General features: G+C 44.3%; 17 protein-coding genes and 1 other RNA gene. 17 read left to right on the top strand and 1 reads right to left on the bottom strand.

Annotation, left to right across the window (positions count from 1 at the left end; translation table 11 throughout):
• Positions 1-180 precede the first annotated feature (180 nt).
• The 10 genes from ACTQWB_RS08260 (at position 181) to ACTQWB_RS08215 (ending at position 11,449) form a co-directional block, all read left to right on the top strand.
• The gene (locus ACTQWB_RS08260) at positions 181-1,404 is read left to right on the top strand and encodes a CapA family protein (protein WP_441501497.1); all 1,224 of its coding nucleotides are present in this window, start codon (positions 181-183) and stop codon (positions 1,402-1,404) included.
• A 16-nt stretch (positions 1,405-1,420) separates the two neighbouring features.
• Complete coding sequence (locus ACTQWB_RS08255; RefSeq protein ID WP_441501498.1) at positions 1,421-2,428, top strand: aldo/keto reductase; 1,008 nt, start codon at positions 1,421-1,423, stop codon at positions 2,426-2,428.
• A 299-nt stretch (positions 2,429-2,727) separates the two neighbouring features.
• A complete protein-coding gene (locus ACTQWB_RS08250; RefSeq protein ID WP_441501554.1) occupies positions 2,728-3,687 on the top strand; it encodes a BMP family protein in 960 nt (319 codons plus the stop codon).
• Between the two features lie 195 nt (positions 3,688-3,882).
• The gene (locus ACTQWB_RS08245) at positions 3,883-5,409 is read left to right on the top strand and encodes an ABC transporter ATP-binding protein (RefSeq protein ID WP_441501499.1); all 1,527 of its coding nucleotides are present in this window, start codon (positions 3,883-3,885) and stop codon (positions 5,407-5,409) included.
• Positions 5,406-6,452 carry an ABC transporter permease gene (locus tag ACTQWB_RS08240; protein WP_441501500.1) on the top strand — a complete coding sequence of 349 codons (1,047 nt, stop codon included), beginning with the start codon at positions 5,406-5,408 and terminating at the stop codon, positions 6,450-6,452. Before ACTQWB_RS08245 ends, ACTQWB_RS08240 begins: the two co-directional genes overlap by 4 nt.
• A complete protein-coding gene (locus ACTQWB_RS08235; RefSeq protein ID WP_441501501.1) occupies positions 6,452-7,393 on the top strand; it encodes an ABC transporter permease in 942 nt (313 codons plus the stop codon). The genes ACTQWB_RS08240 and ACTQWB_RS08235 overlap by 1 nt, the downstream gene beginning before the upstream one ends.
• 9 nt (positions 7,394-7,402) lie before the next feature.
• Positions 7,403-8,173, top strand: coding sequence for a MerR family transcriptional regulator (locus tag ACTQWB_RS08230; RefSeq protein WP_441501502.1), 771 nt, complete (start codon positions 7,403-7,405; stop codon positions 8,171-8,173).
• Between the two features lie 128 nt (positions 8,174-8,301).
• Entirely contained in the window at positions 8,302-9,570 is a 1,269-nt protein-coding gene (locus ACTQWB_RS08225; protein WP_441501503.1) for an amidohydrolase family protein, read from the top strand.
• A 259-nt stretch (positions 9,571-9,829) separates the two neighbouring features.
• Positions 9,830-10,179, top strand: a transfer-messenger RNA (tmRNA) gene (ssrA, locus tag ACTQWB_RS08220).
• Between the two features lie 196 nt (positions 10,180-10,375).
• On the top strand, positions 10,376-11,449 hold the full coding sequence (locus ACTQWB_RS08215; RefSeq protein WP_441501504.1) for an Ig-like domain-containing protein: 1,074 nt from the start codon (positions 10,376-10,378) through the stop codon (positions 11,447-11,449).
• Positions 11,450-11,581: 132 nt separating this feature from the next.
• Here the strand turns inward: ACTQWB_RS08215 and ACTQWB_RS08210 are convergent, their stop codons facing one another.
• Positions 11,582-11,815 (bottom strand): hypothetical protein, encoded by a 234-nt coding sequence (locus ACTQWB_RS08210; protein WP_226821125.1) that lies wholly within the window; start codon positions 11,813-11,815, stop codon positions 11,582-11,584.
• Between the two features lie 268 nt (positions 11,816-12,083).
• Here ACTQWB_RS08210 and ACTQWB_RS08205 point away from each other — a divergent pair, with 268 nt between their 5' ends.
• The 7 genes from ACTQWB_RS08205 (at position 12,084) to ACTQWB_RS08175 (ending at position 18,920) form a co-directional block, all read left to right on the top strand.
• Entirely contained in the window at positions 12,084-12,326 is a 243-nt protein-coding gene (locus ACTQWB_RS08205; RefSeq protein WP_441501505.1) for a hypothetical protein, read from the top strand.
• Positions 12,327-12,584: 258 nt separating this feature from the next.
• On the top strand, positions 12,585-13,262 hold the full coding sequence (locus ACTQWB_RS08200) for a response regulator transcription factor (RefSeq protein ID WP_441501506.1): 678 nt from the start codon (positions 12,585-12,587) through the stop codon (positions 13,260-13,262).
• Positions 13,262-14,770, top strand: a complete 1,509-nt coding sequence (locus ACTQWB_RS08195; protein ID WP_441501507.1) for a HAMP domain-containing sensor histidine kinase — start codon at positions 13,262-13,264, stop codon at positions 14,768-14,770. Before ACTQWB_RS08200 ends, ACTQWB_RS08195 begins: the two co-directional genes overlap by 1 nt.
• A 196-nt stretch (positions 14,771-14,966) precedes the next feature.
• Positions 14,967-15,584 carry an imidazole glycerol phosphate synthase subunit HisH gene (gene hisH / locus ACTQWB_RS08190; RefSeq protein WP_441501508.1) on the top strand — a complete coding sequence of 206 codons (618 nt, stop codon included), beginning with the start codon at positions 14,967-14,969 and terminating at the stop codon, positions 15,582-15,584.
• Between the two features lie 2 nt (positions 15,585-15,586).
• Positions 15,587-16,345 (top strand): imidazole glycerol phosphate synthase subunit HisF, encoded by a 759-nt coding sequence (gene hisF, locus ACTQWB_RS08185; protein WP_441501509.1) that lies wholly within the window; start codon positions 15,587-15,589, stop codon positions 16,343-16,345.
• 265 nt (positions 16,346-16,610) lie between these two features.
• A complete protein-coding gene (ung, locus tag ACTQWB_RS08180) occupies positions 16,611-17,297 on the top strand; it encodes a uracil-DNA glycosylase (RefSeq protein WP_441501510.1) in 687 nt (228 codons plus the stop codon).
• A 3-nt stretch (positions 17,298-17,300) separates the two neighbouring features.
• The gene (locus ACTQWB_RS08175; RefSeq protein ID WP_441501511.1) at positions 17,301-18,920 is read left to right on the top strand and encodes a putative polysaccharide biosynthesis protein; all 1,620 of its coding nucleotides are present in this window, start codon (positions 17,301-17,303) and stop codon (positions 18,918-18,920) included.
• Positions 18,921-18,940: the final 20 nt, after the last annotated feature.

Below are 18,940 nucleotides of genomic sequence, written 5' to 3'. Positions count from 1 at the left end.
CCCGCCAAACATGAGGAAGTAGCGATTTACGCAGTAAATCAGCGGATTCCGAATGTTTGAAGGATTGTGGGAGCAGCGTAGCTGCGGAACAATCCGTGGTATCAAGTTAGTGTCAAAAGGTCTTTTGACACTAACATCATTATATTAATTAGAAAAGCTCTTTTCACGGAGGAGAAAGGCATGAAAAAGAAAAGAGATTTATACAAAAAATCCAAGTATTACCGGCAGCGTCAGGTAAGGCTACAGAGAATCGGAATTGCTGTTGGAGGAATTCTGTTACTTGCAGTTCTGATTCTTGTTATCCGGGGATGCCAGAGCAGCAGAACGGAAAGTGCAAGCTCTTCCGCTGTAAAAACGGATACAGCTGACAGTATGGATGAAACATCTCTGGCTGCAGACAGTACTACTTCGGATTTGGCTGCAGACGAAGAGAGTGGCGAAACAGGTTCAGGTAATGATGATTCCCAGAATGCGGCTGACGATACGCCTGTTACGCTTACAGTCAGTGTAGTTGGTGATTGCACACTGGGAACGGACGAAGCATTTGATTATGATACCAGTCTGAATGCTTATTTTGAAAATTATGGAAAGGAATACTTTTTCCAGAATGTAAAAAGTATTTTTGAAGCGGATGATCTGACCATTGCCAATAACGAGGGGACTTTTACAGACAGCTATGACCGTGAAGATAAGACCTTTGCATTTAAAGCTCCCGCTTCTTTTGCCGGCATTTATTCCTGTAGTTCTGTGGAAGCTGTAAATACAGCCAACAACCATAGCCACGATTATGGGGAACAGAGCTTTCAGGATACAATGAATGCCCTGGATGCCCAGGGAGTTGTTCACTTCGGATACGATGAAACTGCGGTGATGGACATAAAGGGCGTAAAAGTAGGGCTTGTAGGCATTTATGAACTGTATGATCATCTGGGCCGCGAACAGCAGCTGAAAGATAACATCGCCAAAGTAAAAGCAGACGGTGCAAAACTTGTTATTGTCATTTTCCATTGGGGAAATGAGAAAGAGACCGTTCCGGATTCCAATCAGATGACGCTGGGACATCTTGCCATTGACCTGGGAGCGGATCTGGTATGTGGACACCATCCACATGTATTACAGGGAATTGAAGAATATAAAGGGAAAAATATTGTTTACAGTCTTGGAAATTTCTGTTTTGGTGGAAATAGCAGTCCAAGCGATATGGACACTATGATTTTTCAACAGACCTTTACCATTACGAAAGATGGTGTAACGGAAGATAATGTGACCAATATTATCCCATGTTCTATTTCTTCTGCATATGATTACAACAATTACCAGCCAACACCGGCGCAGGGGGATGAAAAGACCAGAATTATGGAGAAGATTCAGGAAAGGAGTTCCTGGATCGGGACAGAAAATTAAAGGAGGAGCAGCGGATATGGAATATACAACACTTGGAAAAACAGGACTTCAGATTTCCCGTATGGGATTCGGTGGGATTCCCATTCAGAGAATTGACGCAGAAGGTACTAAGAATCTGATGAAACAGCTGATGGAAGCGGGCGTGAATTATATTGATACCGCCAGGGGATATACAGTCAGTGAGGAATATCTTGGCTATGCACTGGAGGGAATCCGGGATAAATTTGTGATCGCGACGAAAAGCATGGCAAGAACGAAAGAAGCTATGGCTGCTGATATCGAGAAGAGCCTTGGAAATCTGCGCACAGATTATATAGACCTGTATCAGGTACATAATCCAAGCATGGAACAGCTGGATACAGTAGTAGGAGAAGGCGGGGCGCTGGAAGCGCTTATGGAAGCAAAGAAAGCCGGGAAAATCGGACATATCGGTCTGACTGCACATTCCACAGCTGTATTCGAGCGGGCGCTTTCCCTTGACTGGGTGGAGACGATCATGTTTCCATATAACATTGTAGAGAACCAGGGCGAGAAACTGATCCGCAAATGCCAGGAGAAAAATGTAGGATTTATCGCCATGAAACCATTGGCAGGTGGTGCCATTGAAAACGGAATCCTTGCCCTTCGCTATGTCTGTTCCAATCCTGCCGTTACGGTAGTGATTCCGGGGATGGCAGAAGTATCAGAGTTGGAAGAGAATGTAAAGGCCTGCTCTGATGCCACACCGCTTACAGAGGCAGAGCTTGCAGAAATGGAAGAAATCCGTCATCAGCTTGGCACCAATTTCTGCCGCCGCTGTAATTACTGTGCGCCGTGTACAGTTGGAATCAGCATTCCCAGTGCATTTCTTTTTGCAGGATATCTGGAGCGCTACAATCTGGCAGACTGGGCGAAAGACCGGTACAGCAGTATGGCAGTGAAAGCATCTGCCTGTGTAGGATGCGGCAAATGTGAGACAAGATGTCCATACCATCTGCCAATCCGGGAAATGCTGAAAAAAGTTGCAAAAGAGTTTGGAGAGTAGGCTCTGAGCAGTTAGATAATTTTTTAATAAACCTTAATGCAGGGCAGTTGGAAATTTTCTGACTGCTCTTTTATTATGCTGTCCTTGATGCAAAAAGGCTAATATCCTGTTTGGAGCACTGTAAAAAATAAAAATATTGAAAAAGGTATTGACCTTATAGTAACTATATGGTTTACTATGTAAGAGATCTAAGAAAAAACCTTATAGCTACTACAAGGTTGAACATGAGAAGAATACACGAATATAAGATCTGATCGAGGAGGATTAAGATGAAAAAACTGGTGGTTTTGGGATTAGCAATGGCAATGACAGCATCTATGGTAAGTGGTGTATATGCACAGCCGGTACAGGCAGCAGAGGGCGAAGGCCTTAAGGTTGCTCTTTTACTTTCCGGAGCAGCAAATGACCAGGGATGGAACCAGACAGCATATGAAGGTGCACAGAAGGCCTGTGAGAAATATGGCTATGAGCTGGCATACACAGAGAACCTGGAAGCTGCTGATATTTCCGCTGCTTTTGCTGATTATGCAAGTGCAGGCTATGATGTAGTAATCGGACATGGATACGAGTTCGGTGATCCTGCCCTGGAAGTTGCAGAAACCTACCCAGACACTAAATTCATCTGTACAGAAGCTGATGCATCTGCAGACAACGTAGCATCTTATGTTATGGCTTGTGAGCAGACTGCTTATGTTGAAGGAATCATCGCTGCTTCCATGACTGAGACAGACAAGCTTGGCGCAATCGGACCGATCCCGGGAGATTCCCTTGTGAAGATCATTAACGGATATGAAGATGGAGCGAAATCTGTAAATCCTGATATTGAAGTACAGACTGCATGGACGAACTCCTATGTAGATACCCAGCTGGCACAGGAAGCTGCAAAAGCCATGATCGACAATGGCGTTGATGTGATCAAGCACTGCGCAAATGCCTGCGGAAATGGTGCTATGGCAGCAGCTGTTGATGCTGGAATCTGGTGCCAGGGCGATTCCTATGACCAGAGTTCTTTAGCACCTGACAACATTCTGGATTCTGCACTTTACAATCTTGACGTTGTAATTGATACAGCACTTGGAAGCGTTGCAGATGGAAGCTTTGCAGGAGATGTTTACAACCTTGGTATGGCAGATGGAGCTGTAGAAGTTCTTCTTTCCGATAATCTTCCAGAGGATGTAAAAACAACTGCACAGGATGCAATTGACAAGATCGTTTCCGGCGAGCTTGAGGTAGAGCGCGATTATACATTAAGAAATTGATCAGATACTGCTAAAGCCTGTAGCCTGTTTTGAACACGCTCTGGCAAAAAAGACTGATCCAAAATGATTAAGCTGAAAGGAAGAAATGGTATCAAGCGGTCATCCGGATAGCATTTCGGAATTTCAGCTTAATTTTGTAATTGGCTCTGAACAGTTACTTAATTTTTCACTACGTTTAGAAAAAAGGAGAAAACAATGTCTCTTCTTCAAATGAAACATATCTGTAAATCATTTTCCGGCGTGTATGCCAACGAGGACATCAATCTGACCGTTGAAAAAGGTGAAATCCATGCGCTTCTTGGAGAAAATGGTGCCGGAAAGACCACTCTTGTGAATATTATTTTTGGTCTTTATACTGCTGATAGCGGGGAAATTCTCTGGAAAGACAAGCCGGCAGATTTCCAATCCCCAAGAGAAGCTATTGAGGCGGGGGTTGGAATGGTCCAGCAGCATTTTTCCCTGGTGAATAAAATGACAGTTCTGGATAATGTGATCCTGAATCTGAGGGGCAACTCCTTTTTCCTGAACCGTGCAGCTGCAAAAAAGAAACTGACAGACCTGGCAGAAAAATATGGCCTGCATGTAAATCCGGATGCTGTGGTAAGTGACCTGTCTGTGGGAGAACAGCAGAGAGTGGAGATTCTGAAAGCCTTATATCGGAATGTAGAGCTTCTGATCCTGGATGAACCTACCGGTGTGCTCACCCCTCAGGAGACCACTCAGTTCTTTGAGGTTCTGCGGAATCTGAAAAAAGAAGGGTATGGCATCATCATTATCACTCACCGTATGAGTGAGATCATGGCGATCAGCGATAAGGTCACCATTCTCCGTGATGGAAAACAGGTGGCAGATCTTGTTACCGCAGATACCAATCCGGAGGAATTATCAGCTTACATGATCGGACGTGAGCTTTCCGATGATTATAATATAGAAGGAACTCCCCAGAAAGAGGTTATGCTGGAGCTGAAAAATGTGTCCAATACTCACAGAAAGCACAGCCGACATAAACTGGATCATATCAGCCTTACCATTCATAAAGGAGAAATCCTGGGAATTGCAGGGGTAGAGGGAAATGGCCAGAAGGAGCTGGCTGAGGTTATCACTGGAATCCAGAAGACAGGTGCAGGAGAGATCATCCTGGACGGCAAAAGCCTGGCTGGTGAAAGCATCCGCGGACGGTATGAAGCGGGTGTTTCCTACATTTCCGAGGACAGACAGCAGGATTCTCTGATCACAGGAATGAACATTACAGAAAATCTGGTATTGCGGGAGTATAAGAAGCTTCCATTTGCCAGACATTCCCTTGTGAATAAGGCTGCCATCCGCAAAAACGCAGTAGAAAAAATGGAACAGTATCAGGTTCGTGCCTCTGGAAAATCGGGTATTGATACTCCTGTGAAGCTTTTGTCCGGTGGAAACCAGCAGAAGCTGATCATTGCAAGGGAGCTGACCGATAAGGCAAAGGTGATCGTAGCAAGCCAGCCTACAAGAGGTCTTGACATCGGAGCTACAGAGTTCGTGCGCCAGCAGCTGATCAGCCAGAGAAATGCAGGAAAAAGTGTGATGCTGATCTCGGCAGACCTGGAAGAAATCATGGCATTAAGCGACCGGATCGCTGTACTTTTTGGCGGTAAAATCGTGGGAATTCTGAATAGAGAAGAAGCAACCGTACAGAAAATCGGACTTCTTATGGGCGGAATTTCAGAGAAGGAGGCAAGATGATGGAGAAGGAAAAAAGAACAAGAGCGATCACAGATGTGCTTCTGATTCTTGTGATCACAGTGATAGTCGGAACCGTTCTTATCATTGCCTGCGGTGCAAGCCCGGCAGAAGCCTACGGCCTTTTCTTCCGTGGAATTTTCGGAACTCCGGCAGGATTTGCAGAAATTTTCGTAAAAGCCTGTCCGTTGATCCTGACAGGACTTGGCTGTGCAGTAGCATACCGCACCGGATTTTTTAACATCGGGGCAGAAGGCCAGTTTTATGTAGGAGCAATGGCGACCACCATCGTGGCTCTGGATTGGACAGCCATTCCTGGTGTACCAAGAATTATCCTTTCCCTGATCGTGGGATTTCTGGCTGGCGGCATCTGGGCATTGATCGCAGCTGTCTGTAAAGCGAAATTTAATATTTCAGAGATCATCGTTACCATTATGCTGAACTACATTGCTATCAATTTCCTTGGTTATGCAGTCCGTTCCTTTTTGATGGATCCGGAGGGAAATGTTCCCCAGTCTGCCAAAATCGACAAGTCCGTGCAGCTGGGCAATCTGATCCCGGCAACCCGCTTCCATGCAGGAATTCTGATCGCTGTTTTATGTGTGATCGTTGTATGGTTTTTCCTGGAAAAAACAACTATGGGATACGAATTAAAGGCAGTAGGACTGAATAAAAGAGGCAGCGCCTGCAATGGTATTTCCGTTATGAAAAATATCGTCCTTTCGGCATTTTTAAGCGGTGGACTTTCCGCAGTAGCCGGTGGAATCGAGGTTCTTGCCATTCAGAAAAAACTGCTGGAGGGAATTTCCTCAAGCTGTGGATACACAGCAGTGCTGATCGCACTTGTAGCTTTTAATAATCCGGTGGGAGTTTTCTTTGTGGCAGTTTTGTACGCGGCAATGCAGGTTGGCGCAGGTTCCATGCAGAGACAGCTTGGGGTGCCGTCCGCCATTGTAAACATCCTGATCGGTGTGGTGGTAGTGCTGATTCTGGGAAGAGAACTGTTCCATTTTAAGAAGACACATGGAAAAGGAGGAAATGCGTAATGCTTCAACAGATTTTTAGTTTAAGTTTTATGACTGCATTTCTGGCAGCCGCTGTCCGTCTGGCCGTGCCGCTTATGTACGGCGGAATCGGAGAGACCATTGCGGAGAAATCCGGTATCCTGAACATCGGCATGGAAGGGGTTATGCTCAGCGGTGCTTTTTTCTCCTTTGCGGGAGCCTGGTATTCCGGTAATCTTTTTGTAGGACTTTTACTGGGAATGATTGGAGGGCTTGTAGTCAGTCTGCTTCACGGACTTCTTTCCATCACTTTGGTCCAGAACCAGTCTGTATCCGGTCTGGCAATCAATATGCTGATGCTTGGTGTGACCAGCTTTTTGTTCAAGCTGATGTCAAATGGCCAGGGATATCAGCAGATTGAGACTTTTCCCAACATTGCAATCCCAGGCCTGTCTAAAATTCCGCTGATCGGAGATGCATTTTTTAACTGTGATTTTCTTACTTACACTCTTTATGTGTTGCTTGTTCTTACCTGGATTTTTTACAAAAAAACGAATCTGGGACTGTCTTTTACAGCGGTAGGAGAACATCCTCAGGCAGCAGAATCAGCTGGAATCCAGGTAAAAAAATACCGTTGGATCGTAATGGTATTTAATGGGCTTCTGGGCGGTATCGGTGGTGCATATCTGGTTCTGGTACAGCTTGGCGTGTTTACGGAAAATATGATCTCCGGCCGTGGTTATATCGCACTGGCTACAGTTATCCTTGGACGTTATACACCATTTGGAATGTTCGGTGCAGCTCTTTTGTTTGGTGCGGCTAATGCCCTGCAGATCCGTCTCCAGACTATTGGAGTATCCATTTCTCCATTCCTTCTGGCTATTTTGCCATATGCACTGACCCTGATCGCGATGATCGGAGCAGCAGGAAAGAACAGCGAGCCGGAAGCACTCAGTAAGCCATATGTAAAGGGCGCAAGATAGGAGCGTTTTATGGGAAATAAAGAGTATCTGAATGTAAATGAGCTGGCAACTTTGTTTGGATTGAATGTGCAGACACTGCATTATTATGATAAGATCGGTATTTTGAAACCGAATTACCGGGATCCACATAATGGCTACCGGAAATACCGTTTCGACCAGACGTATAAGCTGGCATCCATCCGCTATATGCGTAAACTTGGATATTCCATTGATGCGGTACGGGATTTCCAGGACACAAAGGATCCGGATGAGGCATTAAAAAGGTTAAAAGAGCGCTCGGCAGCAATCCACGCCCAGTGGGAGGAAATGATGCGCATTGACCATGCGATTTTGCGAAAAATCCAGTTTATTGAAGATTCTAAAAAGGGAGTCGATTATGAGGATTTTCAGGTTGTGAAATATCCGGAAAGAAAATACATTCCCATTGGGACTGAAACAGAGATTTATGCAGGAGAATCCTTCTATTTTTATCCGACCATTGTTTTTTACGGAAAAAATAAAAATGGGGAAATCAAAAAGGAATTTGGAGCGCTTCTGACAGATGATTCTGATGCGGAAAATGCGGAAACCCTGACCATACCGGCAGGTACTTATGTGGTGGGGTATCATAAAGGGGCTTATGAGCAGATCCAGGACAGTTTTGACAGGATAAAAAGATGGGGGCGGAACCTGAATCTGGAGGATACCATTCTGGCGGTCAACATTATCGATCAGTTCGTGGAGCAGAATAACGGGAATTATTCTACCAGGATCGAAGTGCGGATCGCAGGTACACATTAGAGCCTTTTTCAAGCTGCTCCAGAGCGTGTTATACATTTATAATGAAACAGATTTGTAATATCAGAGACTGTGTGAAAAACGTTCAGTATGGATCGTTTTAGCCAGGCTCTAAGAAGGTGAGGAAGAACATGGCAGTAAAAATTTATCACGGAGACATTTTATTTACACCGGCAGCTGACCAGCTGGCAGTTCATGAAAACAGCTATATCATTGTAGAGGATGGTGTGGTCTCACAGATCTGTGAGACAGTGCCAGAGCAGTATAAGGGTGCAGAAATTGTGGATTATGGCGATAAGCTGATCATACCTGCTTTTTCTGATCTGCATGTACATGGGGCACAGTATGTGCAGCGTGGAATCGGCATGGATTGTCTGCTTTCTGACTGGCTGAATCATTATACATTCCCACAGGAATCCCGTTTCCAGAATATGGAGTATGCGAAAAACTGTTATGATGCATTTGTGGATGACATGCTCCGTCATGGTACCTTCCATGCCAATGTATTTGCCACCATCCACCGGGAAGCTACCAACTATCTGTTTGACAAGATGGAAGAAAAAGGAATGTACGGATATGTGGGAAAAGTAAATATGGATTGTAATTCCCCAGAATTCCTGATCGAAACAACTGAGGATTCCCTGAAAGAAACTGAAAAATATCTGGCAGAGCATGAGGGCAGCAAAAAGGTGAAAACCATTCTGGCACCCCGTTTTGCACCTACCTGCAGTGAGTCTTTGATTCAGGGACTGGGAAAACTGGCTGCAAAATATCATTGTGGTGTACATACCCATCTGGTAGAATCCATCTGGGAAGCGCAGGAAGCCTTGAAGCTGTTTCCTGGGTATGGCTCTGATGCGGAGATCTATGAGCGCGCAGGATTGATGGATCACGGTCCTTCTATTTTTGCACACGTTATTTTCCCATCGGATGAAGATAAGCGGATTCTGAAAAAGCATGGAAGCTTTTCTGTACATTGTCCGGATGCAACGGTGAACATTATCGCAGGAATCATGCCCCTTAAGAAAATGGCAGATGAGGGACTGAAAATTGCCATTGGTTCGGATATTGCCGGAGGTCATGGAATCGCCGTTTACCGCCAGGTGGCAAGAGCGGTGCAGCTGTCCAAGCTGAAAGAGTTCTACGAGCCGGAAGAAAGCAAGACTATTACCCTCACACAGGCATTTTATCATGCAACCAAGGAAGCCGGAAGTGTGTTCGGAAAGGTAGGATCTTTCGAAAAGGGATATGCATTTAATGCGCTTGTAGTTGATAATATGGAAGATCCATGGACAAAGATGACTGCCCAGGAGAAACTGGAGAGATTCTGCTATATCGGAGATGACCGGAATATCCGGGCAAGATATATTGACGGAAAGCTGGTGAAGGTAGAAGCGTAGAAGCCTTGTATGTGTTGTTTCATGGATTGAATATTGGATTATCGGACGTGGGTTCAATTCCCGCCAGGTTATAGTTAAAACGCCGTATTTACGGCGTTTTTTCTTAAAAAGATTTTTCTTAAAAAGGCAAAAATATAGATTCAGCCTTGACAGTTTTAAATGAATTGCATATAATAAGATTCCAGAGTTTTTACATGCTCTGGTCAAAATGATTACACAAACTTCGTCTGCGCACCAGCAATACCTATTTTATCCATTAGGGCTTGTACTGGTTTCGACGGGGGTTTTGAAGTTGTGGAAGCCATCCGCAGTCTCCCGAACTGCGTAATAACGGGAAATTCTAAATATAAACGCTGACGATCAGTTAGTAATGGCAGCCTAAGTGCTGCCCGTCAGTCCTGTTGCACTCACACTTCAGGAGTCTGGCGTCGACCTTGTGAGAAACCTTGCCGGGTAAGCTTTGCCCCGGTAGATGTATCATGAAGCTACTGAAGCAGTAAGCCTGTCGGTGGGCGTGCTGTGGAGGGAATGTTAATACAGCGACTGTGATGGGAGATGCCACAAGGGATAGACTTTCGGACGCGGGTTCAATTCCCGCCAGGTCCATAGTTAAGACGCCGTATTTACGGCGTTTTTTCTTTTTTATGATGCATTTCGTGCTGTATAGATGTGAAATATGCGTTTATTTTTTGCTGTTATTTTCTGGACAAATATTGAAAAGATTTCCCAATTCCCTTATAATGACAATAAGAATATGCTCAGAAGCTGAAGAAATAGAAGCCAGGGAGCAAAAGGAGGAAATCATATGAAAAAGAAAACCCAGATCTGGAAAAAGTTTACCGCTGTACTGATAGCAGTATTTTCATTGATTCTGTTATCTCCAGAAGCAGCCACACATCTTGGAGCTATGCAGACGGTGCAGGCAGCTGTGAAGCTGAATGCTAAGACAGTAAAGCTGGTAAAAGGCCAGAAGAAAACTCTGAAAGTAACAGGCACCAAGAAGAAACCAAAATGGACCAGCAATAAAAAGTCTGTTGCAGCGGTGTCCTCATCTGGTGTAGTTACCGCTAAGAAAAAGGGTACTGCAGTTATTACTGCTAAAGTGGGAAGTAAGAAATATACCTGTAAAGTGACCGTTGAGGCACCGAAGCTGAACAAAACCTCAGTTACTCTGAATGCAAAGAAAACCTACCAGTTAAAGCTGACTGGTACCACACAGAAGCCTAAGTGGACAAGCAGCAATAAAGCGGTGGCTACAGTAAGCAGTAAGGGTAAAGTTACTGCTAAAAGTGCAGGAACCGCAACTGTTACAGCAGTTGTAGGCGGCGTGAAATTTAATTGCAAGGTTACCGTTAAAGGAAATGCAACTACTAATTCATCTACAACGGGATTCCGGAAGCTGATCACATACATCCAGAATAAAGGCAATACGAACAGTGATGGAAATAAATTCATCAGTATAAATGAATATGATACGGAATCGGGAATGAGTGTTAATGCAGGTATTATTTATAACACTTCCAAGGATGAACTGGAACTGGTTCTGACCACAGAGATGGATGCCGGTTCTACAAAGACAGCATCACAGGTAACAATTTCCCGTGCTTCCACCACAGCACCTGTGTATTATGTGCTGGTATTTAACTCCCAGGGAGTACGTGGCGCTGTAGAACTAAAAACTATGGTTAATATGAAAACATACACAGACAATACAGAGCTCTCTTTCCAGACAATTTCAGATACTACTAATTCTTCCACAGGAGATCTGAAAAAGCTTGGAAATGCATATCTCCAGCTTGGCTTTTTGTGTTGGCAGGAGCTTCTGAAACAGCAGCCTGAGATGACACTTAAGGATATTGGATTTGTTGCATATAAATAAATGCAATAGAATTTTTGATTCAGTGCAGATATAGTAAAAACGAAAATTGTTTATTACAGAGATAGCCGTTCCTAAACTTTATCAGAGAGTAGGACGGCTATTTCTTATGCGTATAAGTTAAATTTGCAACGATTATTCTTCAAACTCAGCAATTACCACATAACCGCTAAGAGGCGCTTTCTCCACGCTTACAATAGTGCCTTCCTTTGCCTTAATTCTCCTGGAGTTGGGGTAGCAGCCGGACATGGCAACAGCTGGTTCAATGATGTAGCTATAATTCATATAAGACTGGTACTCGGTAATCTGAACCTTATCGCCCGGCTTTACCAGCCCCGGACGCTCCATTTTAAAACTTTCCTGACGCATGTTAATTCCTTCTTTCTGAAATTTGGTTATTTTGGGAAACAGGCTTTAGAGCTTGTTTAAAAAAGAAACCTGTATGTATTCTGTTGATGTATTTAATATATCACAAAAATGCAGGAAAGTCATCTTATAGAAAAAATCCACAGGTTTTGTGTTGCCAGAAAAATCTATGATATAGTATAATGCAAATATTGAAAAATGAAAGAAAAATCATAATAGAAATCAGCTGCTTTCGAATATAGACTATTTGTACAATGGAGGTGTCTGGAATATGTTACTTCAGGAGAAAGGTTACCCAGATGCATTTTGCCGGGAAATTGCCTATAAATATATGATCACTGACTATACAGCGACCCGTATGCTGGGTTACCTTTATCGTGTGAGCAGCCCCAGAATGGAAGATGTGGCAGATGAAATGCTGGCAATCTTAAGCGACCGCAATGCGATTACGCAGAAAAAGGAAGCGGAGTATGCGCAGTCTGTAATCAATGATGTTTATGAAAACGGGTTATAGAAATAATAAGAAACTATAGAAGGAGAAGAAAAGTGTTATTGGACCAAAACGAACAGTAACAACTTTTCTCCTCTGATATGGTTTTTTATTTATGATAAAATGTGTACGCGTTCACAAAATCAACATACCCTTGTGCTAGTATATCAGTAAAATTACGAAAGATATTTGCAGAGCAGATTTTGTAAGTCTGGTTCCTGTTTGTTGTAACTGGATATGATGTGCAACTGCTCTGTCATATAAAAGAGGAGGACGAGATATATGGATACTTTAAAAATCCTTGTAGTAGACGACGAGAGCCGAATGAGAAAGCTTGTAAAAGACTTTCTTACCAAGAAGAATTTCCAGGTGCTGGAGGCAGGAGACGGCGAGGAAGCCATGGATATCTTTTATAAAGAAAAAGATATTGCACTGATCATTCTGGATGTAATGATGCCGAAGATGGATGGCTGGGAAGTGTGCAGGGAGGTCCGTAAGAATTCCAAGGTGCCGATCATCATGCTTACAGCCAGAGGAGATGAAAGAGATGAACTTCTGGGCTTTGACCTGGGCGTAGATGAATACATATCCAAGCCATTCAGCCCGAAGATCCTGGTAGCAAGGGTAGAAGCAATCCTCCGTCGTACTGGCCAGGCAGGGGCAGAGGATGTGCTCAGTGCCGGTGGAATCGTGATTGATAAGGCAGCGCATCTTGCCACAGTAGATGGCAATCCTATGGATCTTAGCTTCAAGGAATTTGAGCTCCTTACTTATTTCCTGGAAAACCAGGGCATTGCCCTTTCCAGGGAAAAGATTCTTAATTCTGTCTGGAATTATGACTATTTCGGAGATGCCAGAACCATTGATACTCATGTCAAGAAGCTGAGAAGTAAAATGGGCGAAAAAGGCGAATACATCAAAACCGTATGGGGAATGGGATATAAGTTTGAGGTAGAGTGATGAAGAAGCCGAAGAAAATCCGATCCATAAAGCACCAGATCACCTTTACTTTTATTGGGCTTATGTTTTTGTCTATTTTTACCATATCCGTGATCAATGGTGCATTTCTGGAGAAATATTATGTATCCAAAAAGACAGAGACCCTTCTGGAGGCAAAGGAAGTATTGAGCCAGATTGACACGGATTCCATGACAGATGATGACGGGGAAAGCGAGCAGGGAGACCTTCCGTCGGATATTCTGCAGGCAAGCTCCAGGAATAATCTGACATGGGTGCTGATCAATGAAGATAATACCAAGTATCTCTGCTGGCCGGAAAACGAAGATCAGCTGAGAAGTAAATTGTTTTTTGGCTATGCCAGCGATTTGGATGTAGACAATGGGAAAGGGAAAATCCTGAAACAGACGGACAGCTGTGTGGTCCAGCAGGTGCATGACCGTTTCGTAGGAATGGATTATGTGGAATGCTGGGGCAGATTTGACAATGGCAATTATTTCCTGATCAGAAGTCCGCTGGAAAGCATCCGTGAGAGTGCAGATATCTCAAATAAATTTTATTTCTTCGTTGGAATTGTCATTATTGTTATAAGTGGAATGTGCATTATGGCAGTTACCAGGAAGCTGACCAAGCCGATTTCCGAGCTTACAGAGCTTTCCCGTAAGATGACAGATCTGGATTTTGAGGCCAGATATAAGAGCAAGGCAGGTAATGAGATCGATGTACTGGGCGAGAATTTCAATAACATGTCCAGCCAGCTGGAACGCACCATTTCCGAGCTGAAATCCGCGAACAATGAGCTGCAGAAGGACATCGAAAATAAGGTGAAGATCGACGAAATGCGAAAGGAATTCCTGGATAATGTTTCCCATGAGCTGAAGACGCCGATCGCACTTGTACAAGGCTATGCGGAAGGTTTGAAAGAGAATATTAATGATGATCCGGAGAGCATGGATTTCTACTGTGATGTAATTATCGACGAAGCAGCCAAGATGAACAAGCTGGTGAAGAACCTTCTTACATTGAACAAGCTGGAATCCGGTAAAGATGCCGCTGTTATGGAAAGGTTTGATCTGACAGCTCTGATCACAGGCGTACTTTCCACTATGGATATTATGATCAAGCAGAAAGAAGCCCGTGTGATTTTTCATGAAACAGAGCCTCTTTATGTATGGGCAGATGAATTCAAGACCGAAGAGGTTGTGACCAATTATGTAAGCAATGCCCTTAATCATCTGGATGGGGAAAAGATCGTGGAGATCAAAGTACAGAAGCAGGAAGACAAGGTGAAAGTAACGGTATTTAATACCGGAACCCCGATTCCGGAAGCAGATCTTCCAAATCTGTGGAATAAATTTTACAAGGTGGATAAAGCCCGTACAAGAGAGTATGGCGGCAGTGGAATCGGCCTTTCCATTGTAAAGGCAATCATGGAAGGAATGAACCAGCAGTATGGTGTTCAGAATTTTGACAATGGCGTGGAATTCTGGTTCACTCTTGACCGTAAGTAAATGTATAGATAATTGTAATTTTTCATAAAAAAGTCAGTGCTGATTAAGCAGGACAGGACAAACTAACAAAACGGGCGGCTGCAGGGAATTAGCTCTTTGCAACCGCCTGTTTTTGCGTTATACTGTAAGAATGACAAAAAGCTTACTGCTTACGATTCGCAGTACAGACTAAATACAGACAACAGGAGGAGCCCGAATGATTGGAATTATTGATTATGACGCTGGCAATATAAAGAGTGTGGAAAAAGCTCTTCATTACCTTGGAGAGCAGACTGTAGTTTCCAGAGATCCGCAAGTATTATTGAATGCAGATAAAGTAATTCTTCCAGGTGTTGGAAGCTTTGGGGACGCGATGAATAATCTGAATAAATTCGGACTTGTACCTGTGATCAAGGAGATTACAGAGAAAGGGACTCCTTTCCTGGGAATCTGTCTGGGCTTACAGCTCCTTTTTGAGTCTAGCGACGAGACTCCCGGAGCAGAAGGCCTTGGCCTTCTGAAAGGCAAAATCGTGAAGATACCGCCTGCCCCAGGACTTAAGATTCCCCACATGGGATGGAATTCCCTTCATCTTCAGAATGAGGGACGCTTGTTTAAGGGAATCCCGGAGGAGACATATGTCTATTTTGTCCATTCCTATTATCTTCAGGCACAGGAGCCGGATATTGTGAAAGCCACTACAGAATATGGTGTGACCATCCATGCCTCCGTTGAAAAAGACAACATATTTGCCTGCCAGTTTCATCCGGAGAAGAGCAGCAGATATGGTCTGAAAATACTGGAGAATTTTGCAAATCTTGGGAAGGAGGCATAATCATGTTTACAAAACGAATTATTCCCTGTCTGGATGTAAATAACGGCCGTGTAGTAAAGGGCGTCAATTTCGTAGATCTGAAGGATGCCGGTGACCCGGTAGAGATTGCCAAGGCCTATGATGAGGCAGGAGCAGATGAGGTCGTATTTCTTGATATTACTGCCTCCTGTGAGCAGCGAGACACCGTTGTGGATATGGTGCGCAAGGTTGCAGCCAACGTATTCATTCCATTTACAGTAGGCGGTGGTATCCGCACGGTAGATGATTTCAAGAAACTGCTCCGTGAAGGAGCTGATAAGATTTCTGTAAATTCTGCAGCCATTGACCGTCCGGAGCTGATCCGCGAGGCAGCTGATAAATTCGGCAGTCAGTGTGTCGTAGTAGCCATTGATGCAAAAAGACGTCCTGACGGTGGATGGAATATTTACAAGCACGGTGGCCGTCTGGACACGGGAATTGATGCTATAGAGTGGGCGAAGAAGGTGGAAGCTCTTGGAGCCGGTGAAATTCTTCTTACCAGCATGGATTGTGACGGAACTAAGGCAGGATATGATATTCCCCTGACCAGGGCAGTTGCAGATGCTGTATCGATTCCGGTTATCGCTTCCGGTGGAGCCGGTACGCTGGAGCATTTTTATGAAGGTCTTACAGATGGCGGAGCAGACGCTGTATTGGCTGCTTCTCTTTTCCATTATAAGGAACTGGAGATATCCCAGGTGAAAGATTATCTGGCTGGCAGAGGCGTGCCGGTAAGAAGATAAAAAAGTAAATTTTCACGGTTACATAAATATGATACCAGTGTCAAAAGGTCAAAAAGCTGTTCGTGCTTGCACGATAAAGCTTTTGATCTTGGGACACGCCAAACATGAGAAAGTAGCGATTTACGCAGTAAATCAGCGGATTTCGAATGTTTGAAGGATTGTGGGAGCAGCGCAGCTGCGGAACAATCCGTGGTATCGAGTTAGTGTCAAAAGACTTTTTGACACTAACATCATAAATATACGATTAAGATGAGGTGACAATGAAATGGGTCAGATATCAGGAGACTGGCAGGCAGCGCTGAAAAATGAATTTCACCAGCCCTACTATGCCAAGCTATATAAAACAGTGATGGAAGAATACCGCACCAAGAAAATCTTTCCACCGCCCCAGGACATGTTTAATGCTTTTGAATATACACCATTAAACGATGTAAAAGTAGTAATCCTGGGTCAGGATCCCTACCATAATGACGGTCAGGCGAATGGACTTTGTTTCTCTGTAAGGGAGGATGTAGATATTCCCCCGTCCCTGGTGAATATTTATAAAGAGCTTCACAGCGATCTTGGCTGCTATATTCCGGACAATGGCTGTCTGGAAAAATGGGCAAAGCAGGGAGTATTTCTTCTGAACACGGTGCTTACTGTACGGGCCCATCAGGCTTTTTCCCATCGGGGAATTGGCTGGGAACAGTTCACAGATGCAGTTATCCAGACCCTGAATGAACAGGACCGCCCGATTGTATATCTGCTTTGGGGAAGACCTGCACAGATGAAAAAAGCAATGTTGAACAATCCGAAGCAGCTGGTTCTGACAGCTGCACATCCAAGCCCGCTGTCTGCGTCAAGAGGATTTTTCGGATGCAGGCATTTCAGCCAGACCAATGAATTTCTGGAGAAAAACGGGCTTGCCCCCATTGACTGGCAGATCGAAAATATAGCAAAGGAAAATTAGAAAATGGGGAAAAAGAACGATAATACACTTGTTAAAAATGCGTCATTCCTGATGATCGCGGCATTGATCTCCAAGATCATCGGAATGCTCTATAAAAGTCCGCTTTCCAGCACACTTGGCAACAGCAGCATGGGACTTTTCAACTATGCCCAGAATGTTTACTTCATACTGCTGATGATCGCTTCTTTTAGTATTCCGCAGGCGGTATCCAAGATTATGGCGGAGAAGCTGGCGTTTAAGCGCTACAGAGATGCCCAGAAGGTATTTCACTGTGCACTCTTATATGTAATTGTAATGGGAGGCGTGGTAGCTCTTTTCTGTCTCTTTGGATCATCCATTCTGGTACCGGAGTCCATGTCAGGAGCGAGACTTGCCCTCAAAATGCTGGCACCGACCATTTTCCTGTCTGGAATCCTGGGAACCTTCCGAGGCTATTTCCAGGCATACCGGAATATGCTTCCTACCTCTTTATCACAGATCGTAGAGCAGTGCTTTGTTGCAGTTTTTGCAATTCTCATGTCTACAGTTATGCTGAATAAATTCAGCGGAGCAGAAGAGTCTGTGCGAAATGCATGGGGAGCTGCCGGAGCGACTATGGGAACCGGAGCCGGAGTTGCTTCCGCTTTGCTTTTTATGCTTTTTGTATACTGGGTAAACAGGAAGAATATTAAAAGAAGACTGGCACGGGATACTCATTCACGGGATGAGGCTACCAGTGAGGTGATGAAGAATATTGTCCTCATTGTAATGCCGATCATTCTCAGTTCTTTCATTTACAATGTAAATGGTTTTATTAACAGCTACATGTATTCCGGCATTCAGGGCTTTAAGGGGATTGATCACGACACGATTACGAGTCTGTATGCGGAGTATGGTTATTATATGACACTGATCAATATTCCGCTGACACTTGCAAGTACAGCGCCGACCTCCATGATTCCGGAAGTTTCTGCCCAGTATGCCAAGAGAAACATGGACAGTGCCCGGGATAAGATTGACCGCGCGACCTGGATCAGTATGTTTATTTCCATTCCATGTGCAGTGGGGCTTGCGGTTCTTGCAGGACCTATCACCAGATTGCTTTTCCCGCGGACAGAGGGAGCTGCAGCCCAGCTGATGATGCTTGGCGTTATCACCATTATCCTCAATGGAAATTCCAATATTTCCAATGGAGTGCTTCAGGGAATCGGTAAGCCGAATATCCCGATGATCAATGCGGCTATTGCACTGGTGGTAGATGTGATCGCCATGGCGATCCTGCTTCTGGTCACGGACCTTGGAGTTTATTCCATTGTAATTGCCATGATCATATATGCGGTAGTAATGTGTCTGCTCAATGAACGCGCTATGAAGCAATATATGCAGTATAAGAATCCATGGAGAAGTGCTTATCTGAATCCTCTTCTGGCTTCCGTGCCCATGGCAGTAGTGGCCGGGTTCTCCTATTATGGAATTTACAAGCTGATTCATTCCAATTTTATCAGCCTTGGAATTGCAGTTGTGCTTGCTGTGATCGTATACTTTATTGTCTATCTGGCAGTGAGCAAGCCTTCTGACGAGCAGTTTGCCATGATGCCAGGCGGAGCTTATTTAAAGAAAATTGCGGGTAAATTGCCATTTTAACCTTAACATTATATTTGTGT

Origin of the sequence: Blautia sp. HCP3S3_H10_2 (genome assembly GCF_052122375.1) — a bacterium.
GTDB lineage: Bacteria > Bacillota > Clostridia > Lachnospirales > Lachnospiraceae > Blautia_A.
This window is presented reverse-complemented; position numbering and strand designations above follow the sequence as displayed.

Bases quoted from the DNA above. Each gene is read 5' to 3' on its own strand.
- ACTQWB_RS08260 (WP_441501497.1), top strand. From the start codon at position 181: ATGAAAAAGAAAAGAGATTTATACAAAAAATCCAAGTATTACCGGCAG.
- ACTQWB_RS08255 (WP_441501498.1), top strand. From the start codon at position 1,421: ATGGAATATACAACACTTGGAAAAACAGGACTTCAGATTTCCCGTATG.
- ACTQWB_RS08250 (WP_441501554.1), top strand. From the start codon at position 2,728: ATGGCAATGACAGCATCTATGGTAAGTGGTGTATATGCACAGCCGGTA.
- ACTQWB_RS08245 (WP_441501499.1), top strand. From the start codon at position 3,883: ATGTCTCTTCTTCAAATGAAACATATCTGTAAATCATTTTCCGGCGTG.
- ACTQWB_RS08240 (WP_441501500.1), top strand. From the start codon at position 5,406: ATGATGGAGAAGGAAAAAAGAACAAGAGCGATCACAGATGTGCTTCTG.
- ACTQWB_RS08235 (WP_441501501.1), top strand. From the start codon at position 6,452: ATGCTTCAACAGATTTTTAGTTTAAGTTTTATGACTGCATTTCTGGCA.
- ACTQWB_RS08230 (WP_441501502.1), top strand. From the start codon at position 7,403: ATGGGAAATAAAGAGTATCTGAATGTAAATGAGCTGGCAACTTTGTTT.
- ACTQWB_RS08225 (WP_441501503.1), top strand. From the start codon at position 8,302: ATGGCAGTAAAAATTTATCACGGAGACATTTTATTTACACCGGCAGCT.
- ACTQWB_RS08215 (WP_441501504.1), top strand. From the start codon at position 10,376: ATGAAAAAGAAAACCCAGATCTGGAAAAAGTTTACCGCTGTACTGATA.
- ACTQWB_RS08210 (WP_226821125.1), bottom strand. From the start codon at position 11,815: ATGCGTCAGGAAAGTTTTAAAATGGAGCGTCCGGGGCTGGTAAAGCCG.
- ACTQWB_RS08205 (WP_441501505.1), top strand. From the start codon at position 12,084: ATGTTACTTCAGGAGAAAGGTTACCCAGATGCATTTTGCCGGGAAATT.
- ACTQWB_RS08200 (WP_441501506.1), top strand. From the start codon at position 12,585: ATGGATACTTTAAAAATCCTTGTAGTAGACGACGAGAGCCGAATGAGA.
- ACTQWB_RS08195 (WP_441501507.1), top strand. From the start codon at position 13,262: ATGAAGAAGCCGAAGAAAATCCGATCCATAAAGCACCAGATCACCTTT.
- hisH (WP_441501508.1), top strand. From the start codon at position 14,967: ATGATTGGAATTATTGATTATGACGCTGGCAATATAAAGAGTGTGGAA.
- hisF (WP_441501509.1), top strand. From the start codon at position 15,587: ATGTTTACAAAACGAATTATTCCCTGTCTGGATGTAAATAACGGCCGT.
- ung (WP_441501510.1), top strand. From the start codon at position 16,611: ATGGGTCAGATATCAGGAGACTGGCAGGCAGCGCTGAAAAATGAATTT.
- ACTQWB_RS08175 (WP_441501511.1), top strand. From the start codon at position 17,301: ATGGGGAAAAAGAACGATAATACACTTGTTAAAAATGCGTCATTCCTG.